This window comes from Vibrio mytili, from assembly GCF_049563345.1.
GTDB classification, from domain to species: domain Bacteria; phylum Pseudomonadota; class Gammaproteobacteria; order Enterobacterales; family Vibrionaceae; genus Vibrio; species Vibrio mytili.
In genome coordinates, this window is sequence record NZ_CP110482.1 from 414,330 (window position 1) to 427,645 (window position 13,316).

At 41.7% G+C, this 13,316-nt stretch carries 11 protein-coding genes and 1 tRNA gene; 5 read left to right on the forward strand and 7 right to left on the reverse strand.

Going from position 1 to position 13,316, the window contains the following annotated elements; genetic code table 11:
* Positions 1 to 408: 408 nt before the first annotated feature.
* Positions 409 to 657 carry a hypothetical protein gene (locus tag ONE56_RS15555; protein WP_041155248.1) on the reverse strand — a complete coding sequence of 83 codons (249 nt, stop codon included), beginning with the start codon at positions 655 to 657 and terminating at the stop codon, positions 409 to 411.
* A 195-nt stretch (positions 658 to 852) separates the two neighbouring features.
* Between ONE56_RS15555 and ONE56_RS15560 the strand changes: the two genes are divergently transcribed.
* The 3 genes from ONE56_RS15560 (at position 853) to ONE56_RS15570 (ending at position 3,526) form a co-directional block, all read left to right on the forward strand.
* Positions 853 to 1,077, forward strand: coding sequence for a hypothetical protein (locus ONE56_RS15560; protein ID WP_423841004.1), 225 nt, complete (start codon positions 853 to 855; stop codon positions 1,075 to 1,077).
* A 17-nt stretch (positions 1,078 to 1,094) separates the two neighbouring features.
* Positions 1,095 to 2,081 (forward strand): CobW family GTP-binding protein, encoded by a 987-nt coding sequence (locus ONE56_RS15565; RefSeq protein WP_041155249.1) that lies wholly within the window; start codon positions 1,095 to 1,097, stop codon positions 2,079 to 2,081.
* 152 nt (positions 2,082 to 2,233) lie between these two features.
* Positions 2,234 to 3,526: a DEAD/DEAH box helicase gene (locus ONE56_RS15570; RefSeq protein ID WP_423841005.1), complete on the forward strand. Its 1,293-nt coding sequence runs from the start codon at positions 2,234 to 2,236 to the stop codon at positions 3,524 to 3,526.
* Between the two features lie 95 nt (positions 3,527 to 3,621).
* On the opposite strand, the gene modF is transcribed toward ONE56_RS15570, so the two are convergent.
* Positions 3,622 to 5,109 (reverse strand): molybdate ABC transporter ATP-binding protein ModF, encoded by a 1,488-nt coding sequence (modF, locus tag ONE56_RS15575; RefSeq protein WP_423841006.1) that lies wholly within the window; start codon positions 5,107 to 5,109, stop codon positions 3,622 to 3,624.
* A gap of 253 nt (positions 5,110 to 5,362) precedes the next feature.
* Positions 5,363 to 6,244: a mechanosensitive ion channel family protein gene (locus tag ONE56_RS15580; RefSeq protein WP_041155252.1), complete on the reverse strand. Its 882-nt coding sequence runs from the start codon at positions 6,242 to 6,244 to the stop codon at positions 5,363 to 5,365.
* A gap of 472 nt (positions 6,245 to 6,716) precedes the next feature.
* On the opposite strand from ONE56_RS15580, the gene ONE56_RS15585 reads away from it, so the two are divergent.
* Complete coding sequence (locus ONE56_RS15585; protein ID WP_041155253.1) at positions 6,717 to 7,220, forward strand: hypothetical protein; 504 nt, start codon at positions 6,717 to 6,719, stop codon at positions 7,218 to 7,220.
* Between the two features lie 338 nt (positions 7,221 to 7,558).
* The gene (locus ONE56_RS15590) at positions 7,559 to 8,005 is read left to right on the forward strand and encodes a MarR family winged helix-turn-helix transcriptional regulator (protein ID WP_041155254.1); all 447 of its coding nucleotides are present in this window, start codon (positions 7,559 to 7,561) and stop codon (positions 8,003 to 8,005) included.
* A gap of 178 nt (positions 8,006 to 8,183) precedes the next feature.
* On the opposite strand, the gene ONE56_RS15595 is transcribed toward ONE56_RS15590, so the two are convergent.
* From ONE56_RS15595 to ONE56_RS15610, 4 genes are all read right to left on the reverse strand, one after another.
* Positions 8,184 to 8,258: transfer RNA gene (locus tag ONE56_RS15595), tRNA-Gly, on the reverse strand.
* 323 nt (positions 8,259 to 8,581) lie between these two features.
* Positions 8,582 to 8,911, reverse strand: a complete 330-nt coding sequence (locus ONE56_RS15600) for a hypothetical protein (RefSeq protein WP_041155255.1) — start codon at positions 8,909 to 8,911, stop codon at positions 8,582 to 8,584.
* Between the two features lie 396 nt (positions 8,912 to 9,307).
* A complete protein-coding gene (locus ONE56_RS15605; protein ID WP_423841007.1) occupies positions 9,308 to 9,949 on the reverse strand; it encodes a murein L,D-transpeptidase catalytic domain family protein in 642 nt (213 codons plus the stop codon).
* A gap of 817 nt (positions 9,950 to 10,766) precedes the next feature.
* Positions 10,767 to 13,121, reverse strand: coding sequence for a putative bifunctional diguanylate cyclase/phosphodiesterase (locus ONE56_RS15610; RefSeq protein WP_423841008.1), 2,355 nt, complete (start codon positions 13,119 to 13,121; stop codon positions 10,767 to 10,769).
* Between the last annotated feature and the right edge of the window lie 195 nt (positions 13,122 to 13,316).

Consider the following 13,316-nt stretch of genomic DNA (forward strand, 5'->3'; position numbering starts at 1 on the left):
AAGTTACGCCAAAAGTCTTTATCTAGATACAGGTATGCGAATAGATAGACTGTTTTTCTATACTAGTGTTCTGATTCGAATGGATGAGAAAAGAAAAAATCCCGAAAGACCTAAGGCTGTGCGAGGGTCTTTCGGGTAAAGGCAGAGTCTGAGGAATCAAGTACTCTGCGATGGTGTCTGGAAACGAAGTTAGATCGTCTCCGATGGAGAATATTAGGCGATTAGAGTGAGCATTTGTCAGCGAAATGTCACGAGCGTCATATTATACTGAAAGCTTATTTTCTATTTTTGAACAACGGGTTACGAAGGTGTCTTGCTAATTAGAATACGCAGGGAAAGGATGTTTCGAATGTAAAAAAAGCTTGCCATCCAACAGCAAGCTTTGTTCATTTTTTCTCGGAGCCGCGATCAGTGTTTACGCTTAGGCCCCTTTTGAACGAGTTCTTTTCCATTCTCATACACATACTGTGAGACCCAGCGGCCTAAAAGTAGCTGATGTTTCTCGTCCAGTACCGCCACAAATGGTCGACCATCGGCATTGTTAGTCGCCAGCGCAATGCCTGCTGCGCCGTCTAAACCAAGAGCGCCACTTTCTACCATTTGCAGAAATGCTTCGAGTTCGTCGATGGTTTCGATTACCTGATTATCCATGTTCATTGTGTTCAATCTCTCAGAATTGCAGATACGATATTGCGCGTACTCTACCTAAGTTAAGCAGAGAAACCAAGCTACGTTCCCAAACGGAATGGTAACCCAAGCAACTTTAGGTGAACTCAGTACAATTCGTGGTTTAAGACGATTTGCTTAAGACGATTTGTTTAAAACGATAGATGTTATACACGGTAGGTCCAAATGAAAAAAGTCCTAGTCACGTGTTATGCATCGATTCAAGCTGTCATTCGAGTCATTGAAGTTCATCACCCCGATGGTGTAATTACCGATTTACCAATAGCAATGATAAGCAGCGATGGGGTTAAGCCATTAAACCGTTGTGTATTTCTTAATGTCGAGTCAGTGATGAGCACTCTGAGTTATGCAATTCGTAGGCATTTACGTATATACTTTTCGCCAAAGTAGTTAAGCTGGAGAAATACATGCAAGCACGAGTGCCAACCAACATTCTCACTGGGTTCCTCGGTGTCGGGAAAACAACAACCATTTTGAATTTACTAAAGAATAAGCCTGATAACGAAAATTGGGCAGTGTTAGTGAATGAATTTGGTGAGATTGGAATAGATGGTGCTTTGATGACAGATCAAGGTGCCTTTATTAAGGAAGTGCCGGGCGGATGCATGTGTTGCACTGCTGGGGTACCAATGTCTGTTGGGATCACGGCTTTACTTCGTCAAAAGCCAGACCGTTTGTTAATTGAACCTACTGGCCTCGGGCATCCTAAACAAGTGATTGCGACATTAACGTCTGAGCAATATTTGCCGTATGTTGATTTAAAAGCAACAATCGCTTTGGTAGACCCGCGCAATTTGAGCAATGACAAATATCTAAGCAACCAAAACTTTGTTGATCAACTGAGCTGTGCAGACGTGGTCATTGGTAGCAAAGTGGATTTGTGCACCAGCCACGATATTGATGTTTTTAATGATTGGCTGACGGATCAAACCCCTGCCAAAGTGTTCAGTAAACTCATCCACGATGGTGAATTACCTCTTGAAGTGTTGGATATTGAACGCGTTCATGGGACGGCTTCCAGTCATATTGAGTCGCATCATCATCACCATGCTCATGACGAACCTCAATTTCAGTTACCACCAGGTGAAGCATTTATCCGTAAAGAAAATACCGGACAGGGATATTTTAGTTGTGGTTGGTTATTTGGGGCGGAATATAAGTTTAACTTTGAGCAGTTATTCTCGATGCTATCTGATCTTACTGCTGAGCGAGTGAAAGCAGTCGTGAATACGGATCAAGGCTGCTTTGCGTTTAATGTCGCGAACAAAGTCGTGTCTGTGAATGAAATCAGTCTCGAAGGGTTTGAGACGCGTTTAGAAGTGATCGACTCGCAATTGCTACCTTGGGATGATTTAGAGCGCATTCTGCTTAAATTGTGCGGTTTAGTGAAGTAGCGGACGGCAAAGTACACATTCGATAGGCACCTATAATTATGCGGTGTACGCCTCAATGTTTAGAAAAGTGAGATAAAACACTAAAATTGGGGTATAGTGCACGGCTAAAATTTTTACGCTATTTGAAGTAGTTTGTTTAAGGAATACGCTCAATGTCATTTTCATCTCAAGGTTTTTCGCCAGAAGTGGTTAAAGCACTGGCAGAATGTGGTTATGAAAAGTTAACACCAATTCAGCAGAAGGCGATTCCAATGGCCCGAAAAGGCCATGATATTCTCGCGACTGCACAAACGGGTACAGGAAAAACGGCCGCGTTTTCTCTGCCAATGATACAACAGTTAATAGAAAGTGGTCGCAACGCTTCTCGTAAAACTGCCCGCGCTCTGGTTTTGGCGCCGACACGCGAATTGGCCGAGCAAATTGCTGATAACATTAAAGCGTATACCAAGTATACCGATTTATCGGTCGCCGCGGTCTTTGGTGGTCGTAAAATGTCTTCTCAGGTTACGGCATTGGAAAATGGTGTAGATATCCTTGTCGCGACACCTGGACGTTTAGAGGAACACATCGACCAAGGGAATGTCTCTGTCGCACAACTTGAGTTTTTGGTGTTTGATGAAGCAGACCGTATTCTCGATATGGGTTTCATCCATGCGGTGAGAAAGATCATGCTGGATGTGGATACCGACCCACAAATCATGATGTTTTCTGCGACGACCTCTAGCCAACTGAACCTGCTAGCCAAAGACATTTTGCGTAAACCAAAACGCATCGAGGTAGAGCGTGCGAATACGACCGCACAAACGGTCGCTCATGTTCTTTATCCCGTTGATCAAGAGCGTAAAACGGAGTTGCTCTCTGAACTGATTGGGCGTAAGAACTGGCAACAAGTTTTGGTGTTCGTAAACTATAAAGAAACGGCGAACGAAGTCGTCAAAGAGCTCAAACTGGATGGCATTAAAGCAGTTGTCTGTCATGGCGACCGAGCGCAAAGTGCTCGTCGTCGTGCTCTTGAAGAGTTCAAAACTGGTAAGTCTCGAGTTATGGTCGCTACCGATGTGGCGGCACGTGGCCTAGATATCGAAGATCTACCACACGTCGTGAATTACGATATGCCGTTCTTGGCAGAAGATTATGTTCACCGAATCGGCCGCACAGGTCGTGCGGGTAAGCAAGGTCACGCCGTGTCTTTTGTTAACCGAGATGAAGAACTAACTGTTGTACAGGTTGAAAACCTTATCCAGCAGCGTATCCGCCGTGTTGAGCTTGCTGGTTACGAGCCAAAACAACGTGAATCCTACATTGAAAAATTGAATTCAAAACCCGCATTTAAGAACCGCCAGGGGCGTCGTAATAACCCTAACCAGTCGGCAACCGATCAAGGTTCTGCGGAGCGTCGTCTTGCGATGGTGAAGCGACTTAAAGCACGTCGTGCGTCAAAATAGCATTTGTCACTTCTTGAAATGGTCACCTATTAAAAAAGGTGACCTATTAACAAGACCAGTGCAATCGCTACATATGATTGGTATTACCACTAAGCTTAGGATTTGGATAATTTTGCTCGGTAGCACTGGCTTTGCTCATCAAAGATGAACTCCAGTTCATTCTTGATGCTCTCCAAACGGTCTTCCTGATAGTGAGAAACGTACAGCAGTTGGCTTAGATTTTCTCGCGCGATAAGCTCTAATGTATTTTTGACTAAACGACGACCCAAAAAGTCTAACCCTTGGTAAGGCTCGTCCAAAATCAATAAAGTTGGCTGTTTAACAATGGCTCTCGCTATCAACAGCAATCGTTGTTGACCGTACTCCAGTTGGCGGAACGACGTTTTTTTATACTGATTCATGTGCAGAATATCGAGCCACTCTTTTGCGATTTCCACTTCTTTTTTTGTAGGCTGACTATAAACACCAATAGAATCGTAAAATCCAGATATAATGACTTCCAGCGCAGTACAATTAACACGATATTGAAGGTGTAAAGCAGAAGAAACCATGCCGATGTGTTGTTTGATCTCCCAAATGCTTTCGCCCGAGCCCCTTTTTTTACCAAAAATGTGGATGTCATTGCTGTAACACTGCGGATGGTCCCCAAATATCAGCCCAAGCAGAGTGCTTTTACCACAGCCATTTGGCCCTTTCACTTGCCAATGTTGCCCTTTGTCAATGCGCCAGTCTAAACCAGTAAATATCTTTTTGTCTGTGTACTCTACGTTGCCATTCTTGAGTTCAAAGATGGGATTTTCGAAGTGTGAGTCGTGTTGATGTCGGCGTATTAAAGCCATCATCTCGTCACTTTGCTGATTAGATTGAGACGCAATCTGTTCAATAATAGGGTGGGTGTCCCAACTTTTTTTATCCATTGTGCTGTCGAGCTTACCGGCATTAAACAGAGCGACACAGTCAAGCCAGTCGGGAATATCTGATTCACGAGAAAAGGTAATGAGCATTTGTACGGAGCGAGATAGTGTATGCAGATATTGTGCTAAGGCGGCGCGGTGTTCAATGTCTAAACCTGTAAAAGGGTTATCAAGCAAAACTAAGTCGGGTTTTGTTGCGAGAGCACGAGCAAGCATGACTCTCCTGGTTTCTCCCGTTGATAAGACGCGAAAGCCGCTATTTTGAAGGTGAACGAGATCTAACTCGGTGATAAGTGTTTGGGTTATTTCTGCGCACTGACAGCGTTCAAAAATCAGGGAATAGACGGTAGTGCCCTGATCAATGCGATCCATAAAGTCAGTATCATCTTTTGACAGCTCAATATCCAACAGACGTTGCTGTTCTGATAACGATACTTGAGCTATTTTTAATCCATTTCGGTCAAGCGAGCCACTGGAGAGAGCGAGTTCGCCACAAAGCAGGTCTCCAAGTAGTGAGCCAATATCCCCCTCGGCACTGAATATACCCCAAGACGTTTCTTTTTCGATTTCCCAATCGTCGATACAAAGGGTTGATGTCCCACGGGTGGCAACAACGCTGTCAAAACAAATATTCACACTGCTTCCTTTCTTTTCTGTTTTTCTTTTCATCAGTATACCCAGTTGAGTTAAAAAAACAGGTCTAATTTGCGGCAATTTTTGAGGTCGAGAAGCGCATCGGTATATCGAATATAGTGAAGTAATATTTTGTTTTTAAGGATTTTTTATCATTATTATTTTTAATAAAACCCATTCTCTGTGGGGACTGTAAATGGTACGGTGCTTGACCCTATGCCGGACCATGATATGTAGTCGAAAGCGTTGTATGAGCCCCTTCTCGCAAGGGGCTGGTTAGTTGGTTAGCTTATCGCTTGCCGCGAGCGATTTTAATTTCCCCGTCAATATGCACATCGCGTTGAGGGAAGGAAATTTCGATATTGTGCTCTTTGAAAATTTCGTCAATCTCGAAACGTATTTGGCTAGAAACTTGTCGAACTCCCCGATCAAATGATGAACCGCCCTCGATCGACGATTTTAGCCAAAAGTAGCTTTCAAAAATAAGTGCGCTATCACCAAAATCTTGAAAAAAGACCTCCGGCTTAGGGCTATCAAGTACTTGTGGCTGTTTGGAGGTGACTTCTTGCATGAGTTTGGCGACTAACTTAACGTCGCTGCCATAAGCAACACCGACAACAACTGTTGCTCTTACGAGCTTGTCGCATAACGTCCAGTTAATCACCGCATTTTCTATCAGTTGGCTGTTTGGTATTAACATGTGAACCCCGTCTACTCGCCGAATCCGTGTTGAGCGGGTGTTTATCTGTTCGACCGTTCCCTTTGCGCCTTCTACTTCTAAAAAGTCACCAATTCGTATTGGCTTTTCACCAATGAGGATCCAGCCGCTTATAAAGTTGTTAATGATGTTTTGCGCACCAAAACCAAAGCCAATGGCGATAGCACCGGACAAAAATGCAAACGCAGTGATGGGCACATTAATCATCGATAGGGTGGTCAAAAAGATAATGGCCAGCGCGAGTACAAACAGAATTCGCTGAATGAGGTGAATAAGGTTAGGATCTTTACCTGAAGAGGCCATTCTGGATGTCACCGCTTTGATGAGCACTTTGGCTATCCATAGGCTGATAATAATCCAAGCGGGGACCGCAAGAATCGCCCACAATGTAATAGGTTGCCCATTAAAGGTAAACAGTGGCATTTCTAAAAAGGAAATCACTTTTTCGAACATAGAACTCACTTATGATTGATTCGATATTACTGAACTCCGTTTGAAGCTACTCTCGGTTGGCTGGCTTTCATCCTACGGTGAAGTACCAACTCATTACATTGTAAACAACTTGAGGGTGTTAGAAAGAAAGCTGAAGTATTGTTTTATCACATGCCCAATTTTTGAGACGGGTGGGAGGCGCTGCAGTGTGCCCAGAAAGTCAGTCTACCGCTTTTTTAACCAATATTTTTCACATGGTTAAAATTCCAATGTGTTGATTTTAATGGCTTTTAATATTATTAAATTTAATTAGAACATTTCTTCGTCGAGTGCGTATATGATTAAATGGTCGCTACCACCGGTGGAAATGCGGATGTTTATCTTCATGTACCGCCAAAACTGGCTGCTTATAGAAATGGCCTAGTACTCAATGATACTGGTCGCAGCTGTGGTGGTTCACACTTAATTCCCTCAATACTATAAGGAATAAAACATGCGTAAATTAGCACTATCTATCGCTCTACTAGGCGCACTTTCTGCTTCTGCTGTTCAGGCAGCTGATTTACAAACTGCCGAGTTTAAAGGTGCTCTTGTCGACGATATTTCAGGTGTCTTGATGTATGATTTTAAACTTCCTGAAACAGGCGTGAATCAACGTTTCATCATCCGCAAAGACAAGACGGTTGAAGTGTTTGAGTCAGGCGACTCAGAAACCTTTGTTAAGCAATGTAAAGAACAAGACGGTAAGAAGCTGAAGTTGACGATTGCAGGTGAGTCTCCAGACGGTGTTATTCAAGAAATCAAATGTAACACTGGCACTGGTCCAGCAACCACTCGATTGGTTAAGTTCGTAAAACCATCGGGTCAGCCTTCGAAGCAAGCAGTGTTGTATGTGATCAACGCACTTCGTTCTGGTTATGAACTAGACGGCGTTCAGTACCCTGCAAACGGTGATGAAGTGACAAAAGCGTGGGATCAATTTCAGGCACTTAAGTAACGCATTCGCTCAGAACGTTATCGAGACCATAATCTAAGTGCTTAAATTATGGAATTAAGAAGAGGGTAGGTTTTCCTACCCTCTTTTATTATGTCTATCGAGTAGCTTTATTCTGCTTACGCGAATTGGTTAACCTACATCACTCAAGTGGCAGGGTATCCATCGTTAACGTTTCAAGTTGTAGCAATTGATCGGCATGTGAAAGAGTAGTCTATACGCCTACGAAGTACATAGATTGGGTTTCAGTGTATACTAGCGACAATGTTGGTTTTTATTTGACATAAATTCATACAGTTGTATATGCAATGATATGAATCGAATCATAGTTGAGATTAAAATTGAAAAGCTACAGTCAACAGCAATCACTAGGTTATCTTACCGGCCTAGCGAGTCGACTCTTTAACCGATTACTCACGTCTCGCTTTAAGCAGGCTGGTATCGATATGACCGCTGAACAGTGGGGAGTGATTCTAGCACTAAGTACTCATGAACCTATGACTCAAAATCAGATCAGTGAATTGCTGTATTTAGAAAAATCGAGCGTTAGTCGTTCGATAGATTGTTTAGAAAAGCGTGGTTGGATAGAACGTCGACGCTCACCCCATGACAGTCGTAGCAAAATAGTAAGCTTGTCAGAAAAAGCGCTTTGTGTTGTAGAGAAAGGCAAAGAAATAGCTGCAAAGGTGTTGCTGGACGCTCAACAAGGTGTTGATGAATCTCAGCTCCAAACGACTAAGGAAAACTTATCAGAAACCATTGCAAACTTAAGGCAGTTGAACAAGTAAGGCAGTTGAATAAGAAAGACGACTGGTTAATTGAAGTGTTATTTTGCTCAACGCTAGCTGTGCTTTTTGAGTGCCGAACCAGACGTAATGTGTTAGTGCTTTAAGCAATGTTGTTATTCAAGATAATGACAAGTTGATGAGAGCGACTGGTTTTACTTTCTGAGAGAATAGAGAATATTGGAGCGTACTGCGGGAATCGAACCCGCATCATCAGCTTGGAAGGCTGAGGTAATAGCCATTATACGAAGTACGCATTGATATGTTGTCCTTAGGGTGACTTAGACCGTGAACCGAAAGGATGTGTGTAATATGCCACAATGAATCAAAAAGAAAAGTCTTTTCTCATCAATTGTTTGTTGTTTGCATAAAAAACCACCCACTTGCTGTTTAAGTGAACTAAGTGTTGGATGAGAGTTTGATAGTTGCTCACTGTCATACCCAAACAGCCAAGGGATAGTTAAGTAAAGCAGCCCAAAACACAACAAAGGCGCAGAGATTGCGCCGTTTATTGGTACTGAGATTATGTAATTTAAGCGAAGTGGCGAAAGTCTGTTAGGAAACGTACACGTGCTTAACTTAGTACCCAATGTTGTAGAGGTACTCTCCGACCTCTTTACACTGGTTTTGATAGGTTTGCTTTACTTCAGAATCATCTCGTCTGGCGGATTTAAATTCAAGTTCAGAAGAGGAAAGCTGGCTAAAGCTAAAGTTTCTTTCTGACATCAAATAATGTCTGAACATTGCTCTATGTTCGGGAATAGCACTGTGATGATTCGAGACATTTGCACACTCTATCAGTGTGCTGTTGTTCAGCTGTTCTAACTTGACGTCGGCCACCGCCATGCAAGAAAACACTGTAGAGAGTAGGGTTATAGCTGTTACTTGGGCCTTGTTGAGTCTTGGCATAATATCGATCTCGAGTCGCTTTTATTATCTGTGAATGCACGATACTAATGGCAGTGAATCGTAAATAGGAATACTTAGCACTGGCTTAAAGTTCGCATTATTAACACATATTTTCGATCATTTACTATCCGGATTAGTTCAAACGGAAGTTGGAATCTGATCAACGGCACATATTTTAACGAGATGAAAGTGATATGAATAGAGTGCAGTAACGAATATACACAAATCACTGCAAAGTGTAGAAGGAAGAGTGTTGGTAGCAATGCTTTCAAGGGTAGAAGAGAGTCGCCACTGATTAACTTAAAAGCAGGCTTTTTGTCAGAGAGCTAGGGCCTGTTGACCCTAGACGCCCGACAGTTTGAATCAAAAATTTGAATCAGCGAAATGTTTGAAAGGTTAAGCGGCCGCGTAAATCACGCTGCCACCTTTTATCGTGTCGATAATCTCTCTTGAAAGTTGTTTTGGCAAAGCGGGACAGCCCCAACTGCGGCCTAAGTAGCCGTTCTTTTTTATGAAAGACGGGTTGGCGTAGTCTGCACCATGAACCACAATATAACGCTCACGAGCCTTGTCATTAATGCCTGAACTTAATCCGTCTAGACGAAGCGAATAACCGTTCGATCCGTAATAAGTCGTGTCGGTTAAGAAGGTACCCAGTGATGTTTTTCGTGAGTTTACGATATTAGAAAACTTAGTGGCGGTTTTCTTACCACTATTTACACCATGGGAAACATAAGTGTTATAGATGAGCTTTCTTTTATCTAAATCAACAACATAAAATCGCTTTTGCGTAGATGGTTTACTGTAATCAATTATGGTTAGAACCGGCTTCTTCTTTCCCTTTGTTTTCTTATAAGCGAGATAAGCTTCGCGGAATAATTTAAAGTCTAAGACGCCCTCTAATTTGGCTTCTTTGTATTTCTGTTTAACTTGTTGTTCAGAGAAGTGATTCTCAACCTTGTTATTCGAATTATTTGCGAAAGAGAAGGGAGAAAAAGACAACAATGTCCATATCAATAATAAGAATAATTTGTTCATTTTGGTTTAATAAAAAGTCTATGGTGTTACAAACTTATCGACTGCTTCGTGCACCCGTTAATACATCATGTATACCAATGTATCCTTCGCTCCATTTACGCTTATTGTGCGTAATGATGCATACTGTCTAGGATTCATTGTCATACCATCCCATTAAATCACTTGTTGACGAGTTTTCGTCGATAAGTGAGATTTTAAAATACAATATTATGTTTCAACTTAATAACAACTACTTACCTAAATAGTTTTCTTTACCGTCAAGTCATTAACGTTACGTTATGTTGTTTTCTGGCAAAGTTAAAAACCACTGTTAATATGTGCAGTAGATTAAGTCATTGAAATCATTTATTAATTTTAAGTTTTAATTTTATTATTAAAACCTTAAAGACAGATACTATATTATTTAATCGATAGGTAAAACCACTGATTCGTTACCAATAAGTTAAAAAACATTGTTTTTATGATGTTGAAAACAAAATTCTTATTGATTTCAATATGTTTATTTTAGTTGTTAGATAGGTAAAAAAGTTTAAGTTTGTGATTTAAGTCGTAACAATCTATTGCTGCACAATCAATATGCACGGTGTTGTCTATTTACTTTGGAGTCAGTGATTAGAAGTAAGTTATTAGAAGTGAGTTTTTAGGGAGTGAGATACCTACGAGTTTTTAACTCAGTCGTCTCCAAGGAATAACCCGTATCCAACACTATGAGTGAGAAGGTGACTTACTCACAGTATTACCAATCGTAGTAAATAACTGGTCATTTTCCCTGCGTTATTTCTGACCACTTATTTACTGTGATTGGTATACGCCATGTTTAAACTAGGGTGCCAAATTTAGGATCGAAGTTGTTAGGTGAAATATCATCACTTGTTGATTGCCACCACTGCCCAAGTTGTTGTCTGGTCATTGGTTTTGCGAAGAGATAACCCTGCATAAAGTCGCAGTGATAACTTGCTAACCATTCGTGCATGACATCATGTTCAATGCCTTCGGCGGTGACTTTCTTGTTTTGCGCGTGGCACAGGTCGATTATAGGTTTTATGACATGCCCATTATTGCTCTTCATTAATGCCAGCAGAAACTCGCGATCGAATTTGATTTTTTGTACAGGGTATTGAACAAGTTGTGTAAGCGATGTATAGCCAGAACCAAAGTCATCAATCGCAAGTCGATAACCAAGCTTTGATAACTCATCAAGCAGTGCAGTACCTTGTTTGACGGCTGCAAAGGTTTCTGTGATTTCGAGCTCGATACACTCTGGCTTCACATTATTCTCAGTAACATGGGAATGAATATAATTCGCCATGTCGAGTGAATTTAGTTCTGCTGACGAAAGGTTGATCGAGAGGATAATCTCCCGGCCAAAAATGTTTTTCAGTTTGTGATATTCCCGAATAGCGTTAGCAAACACCCATCGGTCTATCTTTTCGAACAGCCCAGCTTGTTCCGCGATAGGAATAAATTCAGCCGGAGGAACAATACCTATCCCTTTTGCCTCCCAGCGCAACAAGACTTCGAGTCCTTCAATTTCATTGTTACTAGTGTTTAAATATGGCTGAAAGACCAGTTGGAACTCTTCTTCAACGTTACTCTTTCTCAAACCTCGCTCTATTTGGCTTCGTCTCTGCGCTTTAATATTCAGTTCGGCTGAGAAATGAGCGAATTGGTTTTTACCCGCGCGCTTCGCTTGGTACATGGCGGCGTCCGCGTTGGATAGTAATTTGGCAATGTCGGTGCCATCTTGAGGGTAACTCGCGATACCAATACTTGCGGTAACAGGGAAAGAGCGACTCCATGAATGCTTTAAATTGTTAATTGGACTTAGGAGCTCTAAAGCGAGTAAATCCGGAATGTTTTCATCACTTTGGTCTGAGCTAAGAAGGATCGCAAACTCATCGCCAGACAGACGTGCACCGAAGCAGGGGCTGTTATAGTCGTAGGAGAACTTCTGACAAATGTTTTTAATATGTGCTGAAAAGGTTTTCAATAACTCGTCACCAAGCTCATGCCCGTATTTATCATTGACGTATTTGAAGTTATCTAAGTCGATATAAATAACCCAAAAGTTTTCAGAAGGCGCGGCGAGTTCGCGGTTTGCCAGTTCTTGAAATCGATGTCGATTGGCAAGCTGCGTTAAATGATCCGTTTCAGCTAAGTGCTTTGTTTTTCTGTATATCGTATCCAGCTCTTTATACATGTCGAAGAAACGGGATGAAAGGCGTCCAATTTCGTCGTCTGTTCCTAGTTTATCGATGTTGTCGCGTTGATTTAATTCTATTTCGCTAAGTTGCTTGTCGAGATGTGAAACCGGATGCAGGACATATCGATAGAGAATTAACACGATGAGCGCTATGGTTAAAAGCGCGGCTACACCAAACGAGAGTGCAAGTTCTAGCCAGACTTTATCGACTTTATTCCACATCAGGTATTCGGCAGGAGATAAGATCGCGAAAAAGTGGGGGAGTAACTCAATGGTTTGAGCTAATGGGATATCCAGGTGGATCGGCTTATCTGCAAAGGTAATTATGCTGTGAGTATCGAATTCGATTTCGTGTTTTATATCACTAAATGCTTCTAAAGACACCGAAACGACGACAAAAAAGGCATTATGAGGGTCGAAACTCAGCGGCTGTTTTCCTGTACGTTTATCGATAACCTCGTAACGAAGCAAAACACTTTGCCCGCTAGAATTATAAATAAAACTTGTATGATCAAACGCTTTGGTCTTTTCGTATTGCGTTGATATGTAATCTAAAACCTTAGGGTCTACCTCACTTGTCGAATCATAAAATTGATTGTCGGTGTAGTACATTAGGTCTTTTTTGCCATTGAGAATGGCCATGCTGGTATCACCATGATAGCCATGACTTAATACATCCGCTGTTTCTTCAAGGCGAGAAAACAGAACTCTTTCTCTATATGGATTGTTGTAGTTGAGTAAAAAGTCCTGCAATACATCACTTTTACCCAACGTGTAAGCGTAGCTATTGAGAAAGATATTTGCTTGTCTAAATTGTCCAGCGAGCTTTTCCATTTGCAGCTGTATGTAGCTATCTTCTCGTTTAATGAGCGTAACTTTTTGGATGCTATAGATGATGTAGCTGGATACAAGCGCGCTCACTAAGATAACTGGCGTGACTAGTAAAATGACTCTATGGCTTAATTTCATTCTGGCTCTTTAAATTCTGTTTGTGTCCTTACAAACGTTGCTTACCGTAAAGGTATGGAACGCGCATAGCGATTCTTTTAACGTAACGAGATTGTAAGGCTTCGCGCAGATAAATAACAATTTTATATGAAAAGTGGGGCGATTTTTAACCTTTATTAACTTATACGTCAGGCTTTTCTCAGCCATTGGACAAAG

Bases quoted from the DNA above. Each gene is read 5' to 3' on its own strand.
- ONE56_RS15555 (WP_041155248.1), bottom strand. From the start codon at position 657: ATGAACATGGATAATCAGGTAATCGAAACCATCGACGAACTCGAAGCA.
- ONE56_RS15560 (WP_423841004.1), top strand. From the start codon at position 853: ATGAAAAAAGTCCTAGTCACGTGTTATGCATCGATTCAAGCTGTCATT.
- ONE56_RS15565 (WP_041155249.1), top strand. From the start codon at position 1,095: ATGCAAGCACGAGTGCCAACCAACATTCTCACTGGGTTCCTCGGTGTC.
- ONE56_RS15570 (WP_423841005.1), top strand. From the start codon at position 2,234: ATGTCATTTTCATCTCAAGGTTTTTCGCCAGAAGTGGTTAAAGCACTG.
- modF (WP_423841006.1), bottom strand. From the start codon at position 5,109: ATGAAAAGAAAAACAGAAAAGAAAGGAAGCAGTGTGAATATTTGTTTT.
- ONE56_RS15580 (WP_041155252.1), bottom strand. From the start codon at position 6,244: ATGTTCGAAAAAGTGATTTCCTTTTTAGAAATGCCACTGTTTACCTTT.
- ONE56_RS15585 (WP_041155253.1), top strand. From the start codon at position 6,717: ATGCGTAAATTAGCACTATCTATCGCTCTACTAGGCGCACTTTCTGCT.
- ONE56_RS15600 (WP_041155255.1), bottom strand. From the start codon at position 8,911: ATGCCAAGACTCAACAAGGCCCAAGTAACAGCTATAACCCTACTCTCT.
- ONE56_RS15605 (WP_423841007.1), bottom strand. From the start codon at position 9,949: ATGAACAAATTATTCTTATTATTGATATGGACATTGTTGTCTTTTTCT.
- ONE56_RS15610 (WP_423841008.1), bottom strand. From the start codon at position 13,121: ATGAAATTAAGCCATAGAGTCATTTTACTAGTCACGCCAGTTATCTTA.